The 21,200-nt window shown below is 66.6% G+C and carries 10 protein-coding genes; 4 read left to right on the top strand and 6 right to left on the bottom strand.

Features of this window, described 5'->3' with window-relative positions; genetic code table 11:
- Positions 1–23 precede the first annotated feature (23 nt).
- The 3 genes from BLV57_RS23360 to BLV57_RS23350 form a co-directional block, all read right to left on the bottom strand.
- Positions 24–6,155 (bottom strand): RHS repeat domain-containing protein, encoded by a 6,132-nt coding sequence (locus BLV57_RS23360; protein ID WP_143047131.1) that lies wholly within the window; start codon positions 6,153–6,155, stop codon positions 24–26.
- Between the two features lie 31 nt (positions 6,156–6,186).
- Positions 6,187–10,329 carry a LamG-like jellyroll fold domain-containing protein gene (locus BLV57_RS23355; RefSeq protein ID WP_143047130.1) on the bottom strand — a complete coding sequence of 1,381 codons (4,143 nt, stop codon included), beginning with the start codon at positions 10,327–10,329 and terminating at the stop codon, positions 6,187–6,189.
- 164 nt (positions 10,330–10,493) lie between these two features.
- Positions 10,494–11,126 carry an alpha/beta fold hydrolase gene (locus tag BLV57_RS23350; protein ID WP_091292140.1) on the bottom strand — a complete coding sequence of 211 codons (633 nt, stop codon included), beginning with the start codon at positions 11,124–11,126 and terminating at the stop codon, positions 10,494–10,496.
- Between the two features lie 33 nt (positions 11,127–11,159).
- On the opposite strand from BLV57_RS23350, the gene dinB reads away from it, so the two are divergent.
- The 3 genes from dinB to BLV57_RS23330 all read left to right on the top strand — a co-directional run bounded on the left by dinB (position 11,160) and on the right by BLV57_RS23330 (position 16,523).
- Complete coding sequence (gene dinB, locus BLV57_RS23345) at positions 11,160–12,347, top strand: DNA polymerase IV (protein ID WP_091292138.1); 1,188 nt, start codon at positions 11,160–11,162, stop codon at positions 12,345–12,347.
- A gap of 65 nt (positions 12,348–12,412) precedes the next feature.
- Positions 12,413–16,171 (top strand): wHTH domain-containing protein, encoded by a 3,759-nt coding sequence (locus BLV57_RS42935; RefSeq protein WP_143047129.1) that lies wholly within the window; start codon positions 12,413–12,415, stop codon positions 16,169–16,171.
- A gap of 19 nt (positions 16,172–16,190) precedes the next feature.
- Positions 16,191–16,523 carry a hypothetical protein gene (locus BLV57_RS23330; protein WP_091293133.1) on the top strand — a complete coding sequence of 111 codons (333 nt, stop codon included), beginning with the start codon at positions 16,191–16,193 and terminating at the stop codon, positions 16,521–16,523.
- Here BLV57_RS23330 and pdxR read toward each other — a convergent pair.
- A complete protein-coding gene (gene pdxR / locus BLV57_RS23325) occupies positions 16,520–17,968 on the bottom strand; it encodes a MocR-like pyridoxine biosynthesis transcription factor PdxR (protein ID WP_091292132.1) in 1,449 nt (482 codons plus the stop codon). The genes BLV57_RS23330 and pdxR overlap by 4 nt on opposite strands.
- A gap of 137 nt (positions 17,969–18,105) precedes the next feature.
- Between pdxR and htpG the strand changes: the two genes are divergently transcribed.
- A complete protein-coding gene (gene htpG, locus BLV57_RS23320; RefSeq protein ID WP_176968769.1) occupies positions 18,106–19,989 on the top strand; it encodes a molecular chaperone HtpG in 1,884 nt (627 codons plus the stop codon).
- A gap of 42 nt (positions 19,990–20,031) precedes the next feature.
- Here htpG and BLV57_RS23315 read toward each other — a convergent pair whose 3' ends face one another.
- Together BLV57_RS23315 and BLV57_RS23310 are read right to left on the bottom strand one after the other, a co-directional pair.
- Positions 20,032–20,496 carry a GNAT family N-acetyltransferase gene (locus BLV57_RS23315; protein ID WP_245757478.1) on the bottom strand — a complete coding sequence of 155 codons (465 nt, stop codon included), beginning with the start codon at positions 20,494–20,496 and terminating at the stop codon, positions 20,032–20,034.
- Positions 20,493–21,191, bottom strand: coding sequence for a PP2C family protein-serine/threonine phosphatase (locus BLV57_RS23310; protein ID WP_091292130.1), 699 nt, complete (start codon positions 21,189–21,191; stop codon positions 20,493–20,495). Before BLV57_RS23310 ends, BLV57_RS23315 begins: the two co-directional genes overlap by 4 nt.
- Between the last annotated feature and the right edge of the window lie 9 nt (positions 21,192–21,200).

The following is a 21,200-nucleotide window of genomic DNA, read 5'->3' as shown; positions in this document are numbered from 1 at the left end:
CCGGCCGTACCACTCACGACCACTTAGTAGAACGACCTGGACGTCCGCTGGCCGTTGTGCGAGGTTTCTATCCGCCTGTTGAACGGCACGCCCGGCGTCACGGAGATGTCACCCGCCGGCCCCACGGGGCTCCTGAGCAGGTTCCGTGGCGCTTCGCCCTGCCGGTACTGGAGCACCTCGACATCCGGGTAAGCGTGGCCGACCAAGGCGATGTCGGCGTTGTCACCCTGAAGCCTGATCGCGAGGGTCTGCTGTGTCGGGAAAAACGGGGACGAAACGCTGTTCACGCCTTGGAAAGCGAGGAACAGCTCCGCACCGTCATCACGTTGCTCCGCCTCGTAGATCGAGATCTGGTTGAGGCAGGTCGCGCACCCGAGTTCCTTCGCCGGAACGACCACGGACGGTCGTTCCGGCAAGGAGACCTTTCCACCACACATATGGCAGTAGTACTCGCCCGCGGTCTTGCCCTGGATCGTGCTCGCGGTGACCGTGTAGGAGACCTCACCGGTATCGGTGTCCCACGCCACCGCCATCCGGAAGCGGGCGGTCGGATCCTCGGAGAAGTCACGGTTGTCGCCGAACAGATAGCCGAACAGGGCATCTTCCTTGGCGATGAAGGCCCTGGCGACGATGATGCCCTTGCCGGGCGCCTTCGCGCTGGTCTTGATCGTTTTCCGCTGGCTGCCGGGCGGCGGCTGGCCGAAGTAGATCTCCTTCGCCACCTCCTGGTCGGACTTCCGGTGGTCCGGCGCGTACCTGCCGTCCGGCAGGCCGTTGCGGCAATCGTTGTCCGGGCACATGATCAGACCGCTCGGGTCGGACATGGTGACCGGCGAGTCGCCCGCGTAGGCGTAGGCGTTGAACTGCTGGGGCTGGGACGGGTCCAGCACCGGGTCGGCCGAGACGAACTTCCCGGTCGCGGGGTCGTAGTCCCGCTCACCCAGCCTGGTCAGCCCACTTTTGGCGTCCGGCTGGCCGCCGACGAAACCGCGGGTGGCGGGCCAGGTCGCCGGCTTCGGCTGCCGGTACTGGCCGAACGGGTCGACGCGGTTGTACGACACCGCGAGGTCGCTCGCCTTGACCGCCGCCGTGTCGGTGCCGTTGCGGTCCTGGAACAGCCAGGTCAGCCCGCCCGCGGCGGTCCGCATACCGATCGTCTGCCCGTTGTGCCTGTAGAACCGGGTCCCGGTCTTCGCTCCGGTCGCCTTGTCGACACGCACCTCGCCACTGGCCAGGTAGAGCGTCGCGCCCTTGTCGTCCTTGGTGATCAGCCGCGTGCCGTCGGCGTCGTAGACGTACGACGTCGTGCCGCCCGCGTCGGTCGCCGAGACCAGCCGGTCCTCGAGGTCCCAGTCCATGGTCTGCGGCACACCGTCCGGCTTCGGCCTGACGCGGGTAGCGCCGGTTTCGGTGTAGTCGTAGCCGCCGACACCCGCGCCTTCACCGGTGGTGGTCACCTTGGTGGCCGCGTGCGGCCTCGGCTGCCCCGGCGCCGGATACTCCGACACCCGCTCGGACTTGACCTGGCCGTTGGAGCCGTACTTGGTCTCCTTCTTCCGGTTGCCCGCGGCGTCGTACTCGTACTTGTTCCAGTACGGAGCGAGCCCGCCGAGGCTGCTGCCCGCCGCTCCCGCGCACTGCGCCGTGGAGGTCCACGCGTTGGTCATGCGCTTGACGTGGTCGTAGCTGAAGCACTGCACGTCCTGCGTCTCGCCCAAGGTCTTGGTGTCGACCTTGGTGACGTTGCCCGCCGGGTCGTACCCGAAGTTGACGTCGGACTGAACGTTCCACTCCTTGCGATGCTCCATGGTCACCCTGGACACGCGCCGGGTGGCCCGGTCGTAGTCGTGCCGCTCCCAGGTCTCGTTGTTCACGTCGCCCAGCCGCAGCAGCTCGGGCTCGCCGAACTCGGTGTATCGGGTGAACCCGGCATACGTCGCGGTGCCGACACCCTTCAGCGTGCTCGGCTTGCCCCAGTTGTCGTACCGGTACTGCAGTGTCTCCGCGCCGAGCCCACCGTCGAGCGCCGGCGCGGTCTCTTGGTCCAGACCACCGGCGACGTTGTAGACGGCGCTGGACTGATACGTGCCCTGCAGTCCGTCACCGGTGTCCGGAATGGTCACCTTCGTGCCGGTCGGGTGATAGGCCGCGTCATAACCGGTGACTTCGACCTTGTACTCCTTCGCGCCGACGAAGCGGCTGGACGACACGAGGTGTCCCTTGGCCGTCCGGCCGTCCTTGAAGGTGTCGTAGTCCCACTTCGCCAGCACCGGGGCGTCCTTTTCGGTGCCCATCTTGGTCTCCGTGCGCCTGCCGAGCAGGTCATAGCCGTACACGACCTTCTTGTTCCGGGCGTCGGTACGGACCGCGAGCTGTCCGCCGTCGTCGTACTCCAGCGTGGTCGTGCCCTTGTCGGGGTCCTTGACCTCGGTCTGCCTGCCGAGCTTGTCGTACTTGTACTCCCACTTGTTGCCCGCGGCGTCCGTCATCGTCTTCGGCTCGCCGGACTTCGTGTAGGTGTACGACGTGTCCTCACTGGCGCTGGTCGCCAGCGCGGTCGTGTGCTGTGCCTGCTTGGTGACCAGGCCGCGCGCGTCCGTGAAGGAGGTCGTGGTGGTGCCACCGGCTGGCGGCACGGCCACCGTGCGGTCGCCCTTGTAGGTGGTCGTCGAGCGCCACTTCTCCTGGCCCTGGCTGCGCACGACCGTGGCCGTCGGCCGCTCGACCGCGTCGAACTCGGTGATGGTCTGCGTGGGCACGTCGGCGTCGCCCGCGCTCGAGACGAACAGGTCACGGCCGGGCTGACCGGTGGCCAGGTACTTGCCGTTGTTGACCACCGCGAGGCCGCGGGTGTCGTACTTGGTGTCCGTGACGACCTTCGTGGTCGACGTGCTGCCGTTGACCCATGGGTACTCCTGGGTCTGCCTCGGCCGCAGGAAGCCGTCGTAGAGCACGAACCCGGACACGTAGTTCAGCCGCGAGGTCAACGTGTCCGTGACGACCGCGCTCGTGCCGTCGTTGCGCAGGAAGTAGGAGAACCGCTGGTTCCCCGCCTCGCCGTCCACTTTGGACCGGCCGGGCCGCCAGACCTCGGCGAGCCTGCCGAGCGGGTCGTAGGCCAGGTCGGTGCGCTTGCCGTTGAGGTCGACCACCGTCTTGGGCTGGTTGAGGGCCTGCTCGAAGGTGGTCGTGGTGGTCCCGCCCGCCGGGTTGGTGACCACCATCGTGGTGGGCACCCCGGCCGCCGGGGTGAAGGCCGTGCCGGTCGTCCGCTTGAGCGCGTCGGTCTCACTCGTGATGCGGCCGTAGCCGTCGTACGCGGTCTCCGACTCGGTGAGCCAGTCGGTGGCCTTCCCGGCGAAGTCGAACGACTTGACCTTCCGCACCTTGGTGGCGTTGCCCGCCGTGGCGACGCCGAGTCCCTGTCCGTCGTAATAGGTCTCGGTCACGCCGAGCGCGTCGTCGGGGTACTTGGCCGCCGCGCCACAGGCCACGCCGGTCAGGGTCTGGCTGCTCGGGAGGTTCGTCGCCGAGCCGTCCGTGTTCCTGGCGTACGCGGTCGTGGTGCACCGGTCGTCCTGGGTGTCGGCGAGGTCGCCGAGATCGTTGACCTGGGTCAGCAGCCCGGTGTTGTCGTCGTAGGTGTTGGTGAGCTCGGTGTTGCGAGGGGCACCGTCCTCGACCGTGGTGCGGGTCAGCGTCTTCTCGGTCCGGACCCGGTGCGCGACCGCCTTGTCCTGCGTGCCGGTGGTCCAGACCTTCGGCAGGTTGAGCGTGGCCGAGACCTCGGGACCGTTCACTCCATTGTGGACGACGCTTTCCAGCTCGAAGCCCTCCAGCCCGTCGAGGTCGTCGCGCTCGACCCCCTTGGAGTCCTTGACCTTGGCGGTCCTGATCCCGCCCTTGTCGTTGTCACGGCCGCCCTGCATGCCACGGAAGTAGCGGTGCTCCTGCTCGGAAACCTTGACACCGGGCTCTGCCGCGGTGTTGCCGTGCTGCACGACGACCTTGTCGAAGCCGCGCCACTGCGACCACGTCCGGTTGCGCTCCAGCGTCAGCGGGTCGTCGTCGTAGCGCCACGCGCCGGGTCCGTAGGCGTACTTGGTCAGCTCGGCGAGCGAGCCGCCGACGCGGTCGCGCTTGAGCACCTCCTTGACCACGTACTTGTTGAACCAGTCGATCCGGCCCGGCGCCTGGTCGGGCTGCCAGTACTGCGGGAAGCAGCGCTTGTCGTTCGCCCAGGCGTTCACGGTGGCGTCACAGTCGGACTCGTACCAGTTGACGTTGACCGAGCCGCCGGTTTCGTTGTGCACCACGTTGATCCGCGGCTTGTTCAGCTTCGGATAGGCGAGCGAGGTGTTCACCCGGTTCGCCTCCATGGTGTACCCGAAGACGACCGGGGGCTCCGGCGTGGTGCCGCCGACCAGTCCGGTGTGGGTCAGCTTGTCCAGCTTCAGCGTCGCGTCGGTGCCGTCACCGGGATCGACGTAGCTGTGCTCGAAGTCCCACGTGTCCACGCCGGCGTACTGGCCGTCGACGAGCGTCTTGGTGGTGAGCTTCTTGAGCCGCTTCGTCGACCAGAACGTCGGCGAGACCTTCGAGCAGGTCGCCGAGTCGCAGAACTGGTCCCACGGGACGTCCTTCTTGGTGCAGTCGACGTTGCGGGTGCACCGGTCGGCCGATTCGACGTCGACGATGCCGGTCGCCCCGCCCGCGACGCCTTCACGGGTGCCGAACTCGGCGCGCAGCAGCGCACCGCCCCTGGTGTACTCGGCCTTGGTCTTGCCGTTCTTGTTGTAGGCGTTGGTTTCCTTGGTGTAGAAGTACTTGACCTCGTTCTTGTTCCGGTCGACCACCCGGTCCAGCATCCACTTCCAGGCCTGGTCGCAGGAGGAGGCGGCGAAGTCGTTCGGCACGTAGCACGGTTCGCCGTCGTTGTTGCCGTACACCGGGGCGTTCCAGGTGGAGGCCGCTGCGGGCTCGGAACCGAAGTAGTACTGGGTTCCGTCCACAGTGGTCACTCGCCAGTGGTTGCCGTCGCGGTCGCCGTTGTTCTTGCCGGACAGGTACTCGACCTTCGACCCCTCGTCGTTCTTGGCGTGCCAGCCGGCGGCGTCCTTGACCAGGTCGGTCGCGGTGCCGTTGAACGAGATCGAGGCGTGGTCGCCCGCCCAGCACTGGTCGTAGCTGTCCTTGGCGCCGTCGTCGGCGCAGGTCCGGAACTTCCAGACGACCGCGCCTGGGCTCAGCTCGAAGCCCTCACCGGCCGCGGTGGCCTGGTTGTTCGCCGCCGCGGTGCGGCCGTCGACCGTGCCGGAGTTGTAGCTCAGCACCAGGTTCGGCTTCAGCTCGCCCGGCGTCGGCGGCATCTTGAACGGATGCGACCAGGCGAACGTGCCCGACTGCAGGCCGACCTGCCAGTTCGAGGATTCCGAAAGCGTGGAGGCCGCGTAGTCACCCGCCACACCGCCCGCGCCGGTGTCCAGCGCGACCACCGAACCTTCGGCGGCGACGGGCACCGAGGAGCTGGCCTTCCCCGCGGCCAGGTCGTTGCCGGTCGGCAGCACGGTCCGGGTCCGGCACTCGGCACGGTCCGGTGTGGACAGTGCGCAGGCGGGCAGGCTCACCAGCCGCAGCCGGGACGCCCAGTCACCGCCGTAGGCGTACCGGAACTCCGAATAGTCCACCTCGACGGTGGTCGGCCCGGCGGCCGCCTTGGCGCCGTCGGCACTGCTCAGCTTGGTCAGCACCCCGGACACGCCGGCGGCCGCGGTCGCCTCCCGGTCGAGCACCTCGACCTTGACCTTGCCGGGCGCGGCCTTGCCCGCAGCCTTGGCCGCGGCGCCGCTGATCCAGACCGGGGTCTCCCCCGCCCGTTGCGGCTGCTCGGTCACCGTGACCTCGCCTTCGGCCTTGGCGGGCCAGGTGACCTTCGCGGCGCCCTTGATCACCCGGTTCGCCAGCGGGTCCTCGCCCATCGGCTCGAACGGCGGCTTCTTGCCCGCCACCGGGGTGGCCGTGCTGAGCGGCGCGGGGTCGCCAGGCGGCCGCACCGGCGCGGCACTCGCCGGCGCGGTCACGACCGCGCCGGCGAGTGCCGCGACCAGCACGGCGGTGATTCCTCGGGGTCTGGTCCAGCTTTGTCTTCTTCGCATACTCCACCTCTTTTTCGGGGAATGGCGGGTATTACCGGGCGCGGACGGCGGCGGTGAGACTCGGCATGGTCGCGACGTACCCGAGGCGGCCGATGAGCCGCTGCCCCTCGCACGCCTCATCCACGGAATCGAACCGCTCGTTCCGGTTGTTCGTGGCGCAGCCGTAGAGCGGCTTGTTCTCCATCCCGGCTGGCGGCTCGGTCCAAATCCAGCCGGAGACCTTGAGCTGCGTCTTGCCCTCGCAATTCGCGTCGGTCGAGCTGAAGGTGTCGGCGCCGTCTTTGCACAGTCGCAGCGGGACAGTGCCCGCCTGCGAGGCCAGCGACAGGCGGCCGAACGAGCCTTCACGCGAGTAGCCCGGTGGCACGTTGGAGACCTCACTGGCGTGATCCTCCACGCCGCCGCCCTCCGTGCGGATGAACCGGAACAGCTCCGCGTAGGCCAGCGTGTAGCCGAGCAGCCCTTCCTTGGTGTGCCCCTCACATCCGGGATCCGTCGACTCGAAGTGCTCGCCGGTCTTGGCCGTCTTCAACAGGCACCGGTACAGCGGCAAGGTCGGTTGCCCGGCGGGCGGGTTCACGTAGACCGCACCGAGCACCCCGAGCAGGCGCTGGCCCTCGCAGGTGTCCATGACCGAGGTGAACGTGTCCTTCTCGAAGTAGCACGAGTACAGCAAGCGGGTGTCGGGCGTGCCGACGGGCACGAGCTGGCCCAGCGGGGCCTGGAGCCGGTAGTCCCTCGGCAGCGTCGACTCCGGCCGGTTGATGGTGTAGAACTCGGTGTCCGTGTTGACGTACCGCTTGAGCATGCGTCCCGGCGCCCGGTTCGGCAGCGGATAGCGGTATTCGTCGCTGATCTCGTCCTCGGTGCGCACGCCCCGGTGAACGCGAACCTCGTCGATGGTCCCGCGGAATTGGGGCCCTCCCCCGGGTCCGCCGCCCGCGCCGATACTCAACGTCGGCCCCAGCGGCTGGATGGCTTCGAACGGTTTGTCCGGCAGCCGCGCTTCACCGATCTGGACGCCGTCGGCGTAGAGGCGCAACGCGGGAGAAGCGGCGTCGAACACACCGGCCAGATGAGTCCATCCCGTATGCGGCGCGCTGTCCGGAACCGCCTCGTACCATCCGTTTCCGCCCGCCTTGGCGACCCGGAACACCCACTTTCCCCGCGTGCCGTCGTAAATGAGCTGGACAGCGATACCGGGCGCGGTGGTGTTCACGCTCACGACGGTCTGGAATCTCGTGTCCAGCGCCTTCGGCAACGCCCACGCGCTCACCGTGTAGCTGCTGTCGGACGGCACGACGGAGCCGTCGATCGTGGCGATGCCGGTGTCCGCGATGACCAGGCCCTGCGTGCCATTGCGGCCGGGACCCCAGCTCGCGCCGTTCGCCAGTGTGGCCTGCCGGAAGGAACCGGCGAGTTCCGTGCTCGTGGTGCCGGTTCCTTCGTCGAACGTCACCACCGACTCCGGCACCGCTGGCTGGCCAGCCAGCTTGTCGATCTCGGTCGCGCCAGCCACCTGCAGATCCGTCAGCGACCGGCCGTACGCCCTGACCTCGTCGACGCTTCCCGTCCAGGTGTCACCGAGAGCGCCGTCCCACTGGCCGCCGCCGATCCTCGGCGGCCCGTCGGCGGACCACTGGGCCTGATGCGGGGTCGTCGCGGCTTCGATCCCGTTGACGTACAAGATGATCCGTTGCTCGGACGGGTTGTAGACACCGGTCAGATGGGTCCAGACGCCGAACTTCGCCGGTGCGAACGCGTAGTCCAGGTTCGGCCACTCGCCGCTCTGGCTCTGGCCGTCACGGGTCGCCATGAAGAAGCTCCACGCCCGTGCGTGACCGTTGTAGCCGAGCGCGAAGCCGCTGTTCTTCTTCCCGTCCTGGCTGACCGCGGTGTGGTAGCCGAGCCCGGGATCGTTGTCGAGGCGGACCCAGGCACTGATGGAGAAACCTGCCGGGGTCCACACCGCGGGGGTGGTGCCGACGGGGAAACCGCCGTTGCCACCGGTTCTCAGTCCCTTGCCGACCCGTCCCGCGGTCCACGCCGCGACGCCCTCCGGCAAGGTCCCGTTGTGCGCGCCGCGGACGTCGAGCACCTCACGGGACTCACTGTGGCCGTCGAGACGCCAATGAGCCAGCGGCGGGGTCGGCACGCCCACCCGGAACTCGTACTTCTTGGTGTTGGCCTCGCTGCCCATGTTCCCGGCGGCATCGACCGAGGTGACCTCCAGCGTGTGCGGATCCTCGGTCAGCGGGGTGATCAGGGCAGTCGCCTTGCCGCCGGTCGCGGGCACCGTGCGGAAGTCCGAACCGGACAGCCGGTACCGGAACCCGGCCACGTCGGCGACCCCGTTGGCGTCGAACGTGAACTCGCCGGTCTGCCCCGGCGCGCCGCCGTCCGGACCGGTGCCCCGCTCGGGATAGTGCGTGGATGAGACCAGCGGCGGTTTGTCCGGCGCGGTGGTGTCGAGGGTGATGTTGCACGGCCCGCCGAAGCTGTACGCCCACGCGCCCCACCTGTCCATCACGGCGACCCGCCACTCGTACTTCTTGCCGTTGACGAAGCCCTTGTCGTCGAGCCGCATGCGGAACTCACTGGTCGAGTCCTGCTGCGGCAACAGGTTCTTCTGCCAGGGGCGGTCGGGATCGCCGCGCTCACGCCACTGGAACTCCGCCTGCACCCGGTCGCCGTTGATGTCGCTGGCGGAGGCGGCGAGAATCGGATTCGGCGTGCTGATGAACGACGCCGCGTCGTCGGTCTTCGCGCATTGGTGCTTGGGCTCGGAGTACAGGCCGTACGCTTCGTACGGGTGATCGTTATAGGTGACGGTCAGCTTGGTGTCCCATGGCTTGAACTTCTTCCACGCGCGGGAATCCGCGCGTTCCTCTTCTTCCGTCCTGCCGGGCGGGCGCAGCATGAAGGTCACCGTGTCCTTGCGCTCCGCGACCGCGGCCGCCACGCCGCCGCTGACGTTGAACCCGACCCAGTCCTGCGGGCATTTCGAATCGTGCCCGTGCGCCACTTCCTTGCTGTCCTGATGGCCCAGCCAGGTGGGCCCGTTGTTCCACGACGTCCCGCCGTCGATCTGGGTCGTGCGGTAGATCTCGACCCATCTCTTGTCGCACGAGGGTGACCAGGATTCGAGGAAGCTCGCCGACGCGCTCAGCACGTCCTTGTAGTGCAGATCCCTGATGTTCCATTGGAAGTACGACCGGACGTGCACCTTGGGGCTGTCGTAGTCGCTGAAGCCGACCTTGGCGATGTTGTCGCCGTCGCCGTTCCAGTAGTTGAGGCCCCGGTAGGCGGCGGGCACCGCGTAGGTCAACGCGAACGCGGCCACGCCGGGTGTCCAGTCCGGGTCGATCTCCACCGGGAACACGGTCGCCGGATCGGCCAGCATGGCCTGGTCGGGGGTCAGCAGCAGCTTGCCGCCCGCGACCTCGGTCTTGACCACGGCGCGCTCGCGCTTGCCCGACGAGTCCCACATCTGCGGCGTCGGCGCCTGGAAGACGGTGGCGCCCTTGTCGTCGATCGCGGTGACCGCGCCGGTCTTCTCCACGCGTAGGGAGAGGCCTTCGGTCTCCAGTCCGAATCGGACGGTCGCCAGCTCGGGGTTCTTGGCCGCCTCAGGCGTTTTCACGATCAGCGAATGCGAGAAGCCGTCGCGCTTCGCCACGAACTTCAGGTCCACCCCGGGGAAGACCTCGGGATAGATGGCGGTTTCCTGATCGAGCACGGGCGCGGGCAGTTCCTTCGGCCAGCTCAGGCTGAAGCGCTTACCCGGCGCGCCGAACCGGACGACCGGCGCCTTGCCACCACCGGAGAACTCGACCGGGACGGAGGTGGCGCCAGGCGCGACGGCACCCGCCTGGCGCACGAGCTTGGTGTCGATGTCGGCCCAGCCGCTGCCCTTGCGAGCCCGGACCGGGCTCAGCGCCTGTTCCATCTTCATCGTGCCGTCGGGCTCGGCGAAGACCTGCGTGGTCTCCGTCCGCTGATCCAGCGCCTCGACCTGTTTGCCCGAGGCGCGGGCCGCCGCCGCGGCGCCCGCGGTGGTCGCGTGCTCGGTGATCGCCGGTTGTGGCGGCGCGGGCGCGGCGGCCGCGCCCGGCGCGGTCAGCAGGCCGACGGCCAGCGCCGCCCCCAGCAGCAAGGAAAGTCGTCTTCGCACCAGAACCCCCAGATACGCCGAAGCATGGGCAATCTGGACGAAGCGTGGTGAGGGTGGTTGTCATCGCGCTGGCAAATCGCTGTCATCGCCAGAGTTTCAAGCAGGCGTGAAAAGGCTGGTCAGGGGTCGTGAGTGCTCCGGCCGGTTCTAACTGGCCTAAACACTCACGACCCCTCCAGGAACGGGCCGGCGACCTTCCAGAACTCGTCGGGCTTGGTGCTGTGCACGCGGTGCCCGGCATCCTCGATGACCACCAGCTCGCAGTCGGCGATGGCCCGGCTCACGCGGGCGAGCGCGTCGACCGGCACGTGACTCGTCGGGCCGCCGCTGACCAGGAGCGTCCGCGCGGTGATCGCGCCCAGCCGCGCCCACCAGCCGGGGTCGGGGCTGCGCAGCTCGGTCATGATCGGCTCGATCAGGCGCCAGTCGAACGGCAGCGGCTCGGCGGGCTCGGTCACCGGGGCCAGTGGTTCCTTGGGCAGGTCCGGCGGCGGTGGCGTGTCCTCGATGACGAGCCGCCGCACCAGCGCGGGCTCGCGCTGGGCGATGAGCACGGCCACCCGCCCGCCCATCGAGTGGCCGACCAAGTCCACTCGCGAAATCCCTTGCGTGTCAAGGAAGGCGAGCACTTCGTCGGCCATCAGGTCCAGCGAGTACCGCTCCGGCCGCGCGCCGTCGCCGTGTCCCGGCAGGTCGACGGCCAGCACACGGCGGGTCCCGTCGAACCTGGCCGCGAAGCCGTTCCAGGTCGCGGCCGTACTTCCCAACGCGTGCAGCAACACAACAGGAATCCCCATGCACCGAACCTATCCTCTGCTATATTCGAACACATGTTCGAGGGTCCGATTCTGCACGCCGACCTCGACTCGTTCTACGCGTCGGTCGAGCAGCGGGACGACGCCGCGCTGCGCGGACGGCCGGTGATCGTCGGCGGCGGGGTGGTGCTCGCGGCAAGCTACGAGGCGAAGGCGTTCGGTGTGCGCACGGCGATGGGCGGGCGGCAGGCCAGGCATCTGTGCCCGCACGCGATCGTCGTGCCGCCGAGGATGAAGGCCTACTCCGAGGCGAGCAAGGCCGTGTTCAAGGTCTTCCACAACACCACTCCGCTGGTCGAAGGCCTGTCGATCGACGAGGCGTTCCTCGACGTCGGCGGCCTGCTGCGGATCTCGGGCACGCCGAGCCAGATCGCCGCGCGGCTGCGGCGTGACGTCGCGGAGCAGGTCGGGCTGCCGATCACGGTCGGGGTTGCGCGGACCAAGTTCCTCGCCAAGGTGGCCAGCGGCGTCGCCAAGCCGGACGGCCTGCTGGTCGTGCCGCACGACGGCGAACTCGCGTTCCTGCATCCGCTGCCGGTCGAACGCCTCTGGGGCGTCGGCAAGGTCACCTCCGGCAAGCTGCGCGAGCGCGGGATCACGACCGTCGGCCAGGTCGCCGCGCTGAGCGAGGCCGTGCTCGTCTCGATGCTCGGCGCGGGCACGGGGCATCACCTGTTCGCGCTGGCGCACAACCACGACCCGCGTTCCGTGCAGGTCGGCCGCCGTCGCCGCTCGATGGGTTCGCAGCGCGCGCTCGGCAGGCGCCGGAGATCGCCCGAGGAGCTCGACAGCATCCTCAGCGCGATCGCCGACCGCCTCGCCAGGCGCCTGCGCGCGGCGCACCGCGTCTGCCGCACGGTGACGCTGCGCCTGCGTTTCGCCGACTTCTCCCGCGCGACCCGCTCGCGCACCCTGCCGGAGCCGACCGAGCACACCGAGGTCATCCTCGCCGCCGGCCGCGAGCTGCTCGCCGACGCCAGGACGCTCGTCGAGGATCAAGGCCTGACCTTGATCGGGCTCGCGCTGTCCAACCTGACCAGGGACAACTCGATACAGCTGGAGCTGCCGTTCGACGGCTACGAGACGATCGCGCTCGACACGGCGCTGGACAAGGTCCGCGATCGATACGGCTCGTCGGCGATCACACGCGCGACGTTGCTCGGCCGCCCCGACGACCTGGAGATGCCGATGCTGCCTGACTGAAACGCCGTTGAAAGATCAAACGACATATACCCGATAGTGTCCAACCTGAGTGAGCAGGTTCGGCGATGGAGGCGGGTTTGGTCGGCAACGGCGAGGGGAACACCAGCAACTCGGTCAGCAGTAGCGTGGGCGGCAACGTCAACCAGCACCGAGACACTCATATCCACACGCTAAATATCTTTGGTGTTCAAAACCCACAGGTTTCAAGCAGTATCGACCATCCGTGGGCACAACTCGTCGAGAAGTCCCAGGCCTGGCATCACGTTGACGATGAGTACGCAGAAACCCTGCGCAGCGCCGCCGCCATAGCAGCCAAGCTCGCCGCTATCCGCGATACGGCCGAGGCCGTGGTCAGCGCCGACCCCTGGATTGACCGGACTTTCGCCGAACGTGTCAGCAAGCGCATGGGCTGGGCGTTGAAGAAGTGGCTGGCCAAAGACCTCCGACTCTCTGCAGCCGAGGCCGCACTGCTCACACTCGTTCCGCTCGTGCAGCACACACTGTGGGTCGCGACCGCAGCCAGCTTAAGTTCGGTCGAGCCGACAACTCTGACCGGGCACAAGACTCCCAGCGAAAGCCGGGCCGAGTTCGAAGCCTTCGTTAGCGGTTTTCCCCGGCTAGTCGGCCGCGCCGAACTACCGCAACTACCCGACCGGACCAGTGCTCGCGTCGAGATCGGCTGGTGGTTGTTCCATCACTGGCTCGCCAAACGGATGGCGCTACTGCAGCCTCACATGATCGGCGATCTGCTCGCCGAAGCAGGCGTTCACGACGACCGCATGCGCCAGATACTCGATCCGGCTTCACTGTGCGAAATCCTCGTCGGCCTCCGCCTTGAGCCAAGCGCACTCTGCGACAAAACCCGCCTGTACAAGCTGAAGACGAAGAGACCCGTCGACGGCGGGACGTCGGACGAAGAATACATCCGCGGACCGTTGCTGACGCTGGTATTAAGCATCGCGCAGGCAGCGGCTATCAAGATCACCGACTTGTCAGACACCGTTGTCTGGCATCTCGGCATTCCCTCGTCTGTCAATCTCAGGCAGTTACACGAGTCCGTCACCCAGGCGACCTGGGAGGAACGCGCCGACGGCCCAGTACTCGCCGCCACCTGTCATCACGAAGCCATCGTCGTGGCTTTGCGCGAATATGCCACCCGGATCGACGCCTTGCTACACGCCGTGCGACGGGCAGCGGAAGACCTTCCGGCGCTCGGCGTTTTGCGCTCGCTGCCATCCCGTGCATCAGCTGATGGTGTGGCACCCGCCGTAAGCGCCGACGGCAAACCGGTGTTCGACAACTGGAGCCAGTTCCGCCTCGACGAGCAACGAGTGCGCGAGCTGCTCATGGGCGAGCAACTCTACCATAACCGCGACCTCGCGATCCGCGAGCTGTACCAGAACGCACTCGACGCGTGCCGCTACCGGGAAGCTCGTGACAAATACCTCCAGCGCAAAACCGGCCGTGCAAGTGGTTGGATCGGAAACATCGAGTTCAACCAGGACACCGAGCACGGCCGAGCATATCTGGAATGCGCGGACAACGGAATCGGCATGGGCCATGCCGAACTGACTGGCGTGTTCGCACAAGCAGGCATGCGTTTTGCCGACCTCACCGAGTTCCAGCTTGAGCAGGCGAACTGGAATAGCGTGGATCCACCCATCGAGTTCTACCCGAACAGTCGTTTCGGCATCGGCGTGCTGAGCTATTTCATGCTCGCCGACGAGATCACTGTGACGACCTGTCGAATGGACTCCGAGGGCGGCACGCCCGGCCCGGAGCTCCAGGCGACTATTTCCGGCCCCGGACATCTATTCCACATCAAGAAGATCGCCGAACACGGAACGCCTGGCACGCAGGTTCGACTGTACCTCCAAGACACGACGAAACCACCGTCATGCGTGCGCGTTTTGGATAGACTACTTGGAATCGCCGATTTCACAACCACCGCACGACATGGAGACGATCATCTCGAATGGGAGCCTGGCGTACTACATTCTCGAGAAAGTCAGCATTGGGAAAAAGGTGGCCTCAATGCACACGGCACGCTGATTCCTGCAATCGACGGGCAGGTAGTGTGGTGCGAACGCGGCGGAGCGCTGCTTGTGGATGGCCTGCTAGTAAAGCCTTCGCACGAACACGGCATCTTTGCCAGCGCCGATTTTGGTGAATTCAACGGTGTCGTCGTGAACCTCACCGGCCGTCGTGCACCACGCCTGTCCGTCGACCGAACAGAGGTCCTCGATGACGTATCAACAACCGTCGAAAGACTCCTGATTCCGGCAACACGCGAACTGATCGAAACAGAACCACCCTTAGCAGATTTCGACTGGATTTCCAAAGTCGGCCACAATAGCCCCCGCCTGGCAGACTTGATCACCGAATCTATACTCAAAAATGCAAAACCGGAACACGAGCAATGGCCCAACGCCCAGCAATCAGGGCATTTTAGCGAAGATGCTCACTTCGACACAGAATTCGCGTCACACGTGAGACACAAGTCAAAACTTTGGCCGAGGTTCGAGAAGCCGGCCGGCGGCTCTCCACCAGACCACATTTTCCTATGGCGCGTGGTCGCACACCGACCAAATCAAGCATGGAAGCTGTTGAAAAACGAAGTAAGCGACCTGAGCAAAGTCTACTCCACACTTCCCGCACTTCCTTCTGATCTGACACTGCTCTGCCCAGAACAGATCGACGGCTATTGGCTGCTCGACACTAAACTCGACACGCCCGGTCACATTCTAAACACCGCCGCAATCAGTGGACGCAGCCCTTATGAAACCGCATGCCGCGCCCGCCAACTGGGAGTTTCAAGCCAGCACGCGGAAGTATTCTCGAAGAAATACACACCAGACTCCACCGAGATAGCGCTGGTCAACGAGAACGCGGAGAGGAGTCAACAGCCACTGACTCGACAGTATCCTATCCCTGTCCGACATATGGTAAGCGCACATTTCAAGCTTGGCTTAAGTTTTGACGACCTGCTCCAACGCATGTCACGTTACGGCTTCGACACTTCCATATCAGAGAAAATTACCTGCACACCTACCCCCGCAGACACGCAATTGCTCAATCGTCGGGAACTCAAGATCTCCACGGAGGAAAGGGTCTCACGCTGGACCCTGAAGCTCCTGAGCGCGGATCTCAACCTCTCCGAGAGCGAGATTGAACGCAAGTTGACCGGCTACGGATTTCAATTCATTGACGACTCCGACATCGATCCCGACTCGCTCGACCTCAGACTACTGAGCCCAACACTAGACGGACGTCCACCCTGGCTCGCCGCGAACACGGTAGTTCCACTTGGACACATAGCCAAAGCGGCCCGCCGACTCGACTTGACAACAGAATCTGTTTGCGAACGCCTAACTGCATTAGGCAGACAAACACCAAATTCGGTTCCCGATAGCATAAGCTACACCAACGTCAAGCTTCTCAGCGTTGACCTTGATGGCACTCGCCCCTGGTTGGCACCAGACGAAGCGGTGACCCCGACACATCTTGTGGCCGCCTGGAGGGAACTCTTGTTACCCCCGGACGTCGCGGCAAAAGAGTTGAGCCTTCTGGAATTCGACGTCCCACACTACGATCTGCCCGAGCGCGACCTACCGACCGACTGCATCCTGCTCGGCATCGACACGGATACCGGAATTGTCAGCAAGGCCAGCGAAAGAAATGTCCCCCTGCATCATCTGGTGACATGTGCCCTGAAACTTTCCTGGACGCTGTCCGCAGTAGTCGATCGGTTGCGTCAACTCGGAGTCGATGTTCCCGACATCAAGACCACCATCCGCAATGCGATGGAACGTCTCCCCCACTAGCGAAATGGAGCTTCCCACCATGGCCGACCCCTTCCTGATCTCGGTTTCCGCAACACTCGCCGCTCGCACCGTCATAGGACTCTACGAACTCGTCAAGAAGAAGTTCACCAGGGACCCCGAGGCAATGGCAGCGCTCGAAGCGGCCGACCAGGACAAGCCCGAGAGCTTGCAGGTCCTGGCAGAACGGCTGGACATCGCTATGAAGGCTGACACCGACTTCGCCGCGGCGGTGATGGAGCAAGCACCAGCCCGCCAAACTGGAGACAGCGATAATGTGCTCAACCAGAACTTCGGGCATGTCGAAGGCAAGTTGCTGCAGGCACGAGACATCCACGGTGACGTGAGCTTCTAACGTACGACGCCGCTGAGAAGCTCGATACCTTCCACGATCTCAGTCGGCGTGCTCGCGGCATACCCGAGCACCAGCCCCGGCGGCCCGGAAACCTGGCTGTGCCACGACAACGGCTGCACCTTGACGCCCTCTTCGAGCGCGCGGGCCGCGATGTCCACATCGGACTCGCCGTCGAATGTGATCATCAGGTGCAGCCCGGCGGCGGCGCCGTGCACGGTCGCCTCGGGCAGATGCGTCCGCAACGCCTCGATCATCACGTCGCGCCGCTGCCGATGCCGTCGCCGCACGAATCGCAGCTGGCGCTCGAGTTCGCCGGATTCCATCAGGTGCGCGAGCACCAGCTGCGGCAGCACGGCATTGCCCAGATCGGCGCAGCGCTTGGCCGCCACGACCTCCTCGCGGTACTCGGACGGCACCAGCAGCCAGCCGACGCGCAGCGCGGGAGCGAGGAGTTTCGACACGCTTCCCGTGTAGCAAACGCTTTCGGCGAGCATCGAGCGCAACGCGGGCACCGGCGGGCGATCGTAACGGTGCTCGGCGTCGTAGTCGTCCTCGATGATCAAACCGTCCCAGCGCATCAGCTCGCGGCGCCGCTCTCCGTCGAGCACGACGCCGTTCGGGAACTGATGCGCGGGCGTCATCAGCACGACCGGAGCACCGCTCTCGCGCAGGGCGTCCACGCGCAGGCCACCGGCGTCGACCGGGATCGGCGGGGTGCGCAGGCCGAGGTGGTTCAGGTGCTGGCGGGCGCCCAGTGAACTCGGATCCTCCACCGCGACCTCGGAAATCCCGCGCTGCCGCAGCACCGCCGCCAGCAGCGCGAGCGACTGGGCGACCCCGGCGACGACGATCACCTCACCCGGGTCGACGCTGATCCCCCGGCCGCGGGCCACCCAGTTCGCGACGGCCGCGCGCAAGGCCGGGGTGCCGCGCGGATCGCCGTACCCGAAGTCGGCGGGCGAAAGCGTGTTCAGCACCGCGCGCTCCGCGCGCAGCCACGCCGCCCGAGGGAAGGCGGCCAGGTCCGGCACCCCCGGCGAGAGATCGATACGGGCGGGCGCGGCGCGGATGGCGTCGAAGATGTCCCGATCAGGCGCGGCGGCGAACGGGCTCGACGGGCGGGCGGCGGGCTCTCGGGGCTGGGGCGACGCGGGCGCGGCCACGACGACGGTCCCGGCCCGGCCGCGGCCGTCGGCGTGGCCGTCTTCGATCAGGCGCTGATACGCCTCGACCACCACGCCTCGCGAAACCCGCAGGTCCTCGGCAAGCACCCGGGTCGCGGGCAGCTTGCCGCCGACGGGCAGGCGGCCGTCCGAGATGGCCAGGCGCAGCCGCTGCGCCAGCCAGTCCGCCAAACCGCCCGGTGGCGCGTCGCCGAGGTGCAGCTGCAGGAAGTCGGAGCCGGTTTTGGTCCGATCCAGCGGGACATCCTTAGACCTGCTCATCAGACCATTATGACCGCACGGCGGTCCTCATGAGTATCGAGTTCCTGCCGACGGCGCTGGGCGCGAGGCTCGCCTTCGGGGACGTCTAGCGTTTTGAGATGATGGCCGCCGAGGTACTTTTCCCAGAAAGGACAGCGGTGGACACGCAGATCGAGACGCTCGAATTCCAGGCCGAGGCGCGCCAGCTCCTGCAGCTGATGGTCCATTCGATCTACTCGAACAAGGACATCTTCCTGCGCGAGCTCATCTCCAACGCGTCGGACGCGCTGGACAAGCTGCGGCTGGCGGCGTTCCAGGACAAGGAGCTGCAGGCCGACACCACCGACCTCCACATCACGCTCGACGTCGACTCCGAAGCGCGGACGCTGACCGTGCGCGACAACGGCATCGGGATGTCGCGCGAGGAGGTCGTCACCCTCATCGGCACCATCGCGAAGTCGGGCACCGCCGATCTGCTGCGGAAGATGAAGGAGGCCAAGGACACCGCGGCCTCCACCGAGCTGATCGGGCAGTTCGGCGTCGGCTTCTATTCCGCGTTCATGGTCGGCGACAAGGTCACGCTGCTGACGCGCCGCGCCGGCGAGACCGAGGCGACCCGCTGGGAATCCGGTGGCGAGGGCACTTACACGATCGAGACGGTCGCGGACGCGCCGCAGGGCACCTCGGTCACCGTGCACCTCAAGCCGGAAGACGCCGAGGACCACCTTTTCGACTACACCGCCGACTGGAAGATCAAGGAGATCGTCCAGCGGTACTCCGATTTCATCACCTGGCCGGTCCGGATGACCGTCGAGCGCGACGGCGAATCCATGGTCGAGACGATCAACTCGATGAAGGCCCTGTGGGCGCGGTCGAAGGACGACGCCACCGAGGCCGAATACAACGAGTTCTACAAGCACATCAGCCACGACTGGACCGACCCGCTGGAAACCATCCAGATGAAGGCGGAAGGCACGTTCGAATACCAGGCGCTGCTGTTCCTCCCGGCGCACGCGCCGCTGGATCTCTACATGCGTGAGCGCAAGCGCGGCGTCCAGCTCTACGTCAAGCGCGTGTTCATCATGGACGACTGCGAAGCGCTGATGCCCGAATATCTGCGGTTCGTCAAGGGTGTCGTCGACGCGCAGGACCTTTCGCTGAACGTTTCGCGGGAGATCCTGCAGCAGGACCGGCAAATCCAGCTGATGCGCCGCCGTCTGGTCAAGAAGGTCCTTTCGACCGTCAAGTCCATGATGGACACCGAGAAGTACCAGACGTTCTGGAAGGAATTCGGCCCCGCGGTCAAGGAAGGGCTCGTCAACGATTTCGACAACCGCGAGACCATTCTCGAGATCTCGTCCTTCGAAACCACCCACGACGCCGAGAAGCTTTCCACGCTGCGCCAGTACATCGAGCGCATGAAGGACGGCCAGGAGCACATCTACTACCTCACCGGCGCCTCGCGGTCGACGATCGAGAACTCGCCGCACATGGAAGCGTTCAGCGCCAAGGGTTACGAGGTGCTGATCCTCACCGACGCGGTCGACGAGATGTGGGTCGACTCGATCGGCGAGTTCGACGGCAAGCGGTTCCAGTCCATCGCCAAGGGCCAGGTCGACCTCGACACCGAGGAAGAGAAGAAGGACGCCGAGTCCGAGCGCGACCAGCAGCAGAAGGACTTCGCGTCCCTGCTCACCTGGATGACGAAGTCGCTGGAGGAGAACGTCAAGGAGGTGCGGCTCTCGTCCCGCCTCACCACCTCGCCCGCCTGCATCGTCGGCGACGCGCACGACGTCACGCCCACGCTGGAGAAGATGTACCGCGCGATGGGCCAGGACGTCCCGCACATCAAGCGCATCCTCGAGCTCAACCCGGCCCACCCGCTGGTCACCGGGCTGCGCAAGGCCCACGACGAGGGCAAGGACGACGCCGACTTGGCCGAGCTCCTCTACGGCCTCGCCCTGCTGGCCGAGGGCGGCGACCTGAACGACGCGCCGCGCTTCACGCGCCTGCTGGCCGACCGCCTCGCCCAGACGCTGTAAGGACTCGTGAGCGTTGCGGGCGGTTAGAACCGCCCGCAACGCTCACGACCCCAGCGCTCGGCTCATCACCCGCTCGCCCGCGGCGAGCGACACCTCCACGAACCCGTGCCGCCGGTACAGCGCGGTCGCCCGCTCGTTGGTCTCGTAGACCAGCAGCCCGACCCGCGCCGCGCCAAGGCCGCGCGCCCATGCGACGACGGCGTCCAGCAGCGAGTCCGCGACACCTTGGCCGCGCGCGAACGGCGCGACCCACATCGAAAGCAGCTGGACCGTGGCGCTCTCGTCGGCGGCCGTTCCGCTGGCGATCCCGGCGGGCTTGCCTTCGTACTCGGCCAGGACGTTGAACGGCACGTCCACGAGACGGCCGCGCCACCGCGACTCCGGCGCGTCGAGCCAGTCCGCGAGCGTGCTGCCGAACGCCTCGGGCGCCTCGCGCAGGGCTTCGAGCCGCAGCTCGCGCCACTCGGCCCAGTCATCCGGCGTGAGCTCTCGCAGAGAAATCGTCACACCCGCACCACAATCGCGGTCGCGTTGTCACGTCCGCCTGCCGCTTCGGCGTCCGCGAGCAGCTGCCAGACCAGTTCCTCCGGTGACCGAGGCTGGCCCAGGATCTCCAGCATCCGGTGGTACGGAACCTGTTCGGCGATCCCGTCGGTGCACAGCAGGAAAACGTCGCCCGGCCGGGGAAACACGGTGAGCACATCGGGTTCCGGCCGCGCGGGATGCCCGATGTATCGGGTCAACTGGTAGCGCGCCGAGGACGCCTGCGGCGAGTCGAACGGGTACCAGCCGTGGACCGCGCCCAGCCAGGCCATCGTGTGATCCGTGGTCAGCAGCTCCAGGAGGCCGTCACGCAGGCGGTAGACGCGGGAGTCGCCGACCTGCGCGATCAGGAAACCGTCCGCTCCCGGCACCAGCGCGGTCAGCGTGCAGCCGGTCAGCTCGCCGAGTTCGGCGCCGATCTCACCGACCCGTCGCTGGGCCGCGGCCACCGCCTCGCGGACCGACTTCGCCGTCGCCGGCGCCGAGAGCAGCTCGACGACGGTGTCCACGGTGGTCCGGCCCGCCATGGCGCTGCCGCGGCCGTCGCCCATGCCGTCCGCCACGATGGCGAGCAGCGGGTCGACGCTCAGGTGGGCGACGTCGTAGTTCTCGCGGTAGCGATTGCCGATCTCGCTCCCGGCAGCGGCACTGATGCTCATGCCCCGAGT

The sequence above is a fragment of the Amycolatopsis xylanica genome (assembly GCF_900107045.1).
Lineage (GTDB): Bacteria > Actinomycetota > Actinomycetes > Mycobacteriales > Pseudonocardiaceae > Amycolatopsis > Amycolatopsis xylanica.
This window is presented reverse-complemented; position numbering and strand designations above follow the sequence as displayed.

Bases quoted from the DNA above. Each gene is read 5' to 3' on its own strand.
- BLV57_RS23360 (WP_143047131.1), bottom strand. From the start codon at position 6,155: ATGCGAAGAAGACAAAGCTGGACCAGACCCCGAGGAATCACCGCCGTG.
- BLV57_RS23350 (WP_091292140.1), bottom strand. From the start codon at position 11,126: ATGGGGATTCCTGTTGTGTTGCTGCACGCGTTGGGAAGTACGGCCGCG.
- dinB (WP_091292138.1), top strand. From the start codon at position 11,160: ATGTTCGAGGGTCCGATTCTGCACGCCGACCTCGACTCGTTCTACGCG.
- BLV57_RS42935 (WP_143047129.1), top strand. From the start codon at position 12,413: ATGGAGGCGGGTTTGGTCGGCAACGGCGAGGGGAACACCAGCAACTCG.
- BLV57_RS23330 (WP_091293133.1), top strand. From the start codon at position 16,191: ATGGCCGACCCCTTCCTGATCTCGGTTTCCGCAACACTCGCCGCTCGC.
- pdxR (WP_091292132.1), bottom strand. From the start codon at position 17,968: ATGAGCAGGTCTAAGGATGTCCCGCTGGATCGGACCAAAACCGGCTCC.
- BLV57_RS23310 (WP_091292130.1), bottom strand. From the start codon at position 21,191: ATGAGCATCAGTGCCGCTGCCGGGAGCGAGATCGGCAATCGCTACCGC.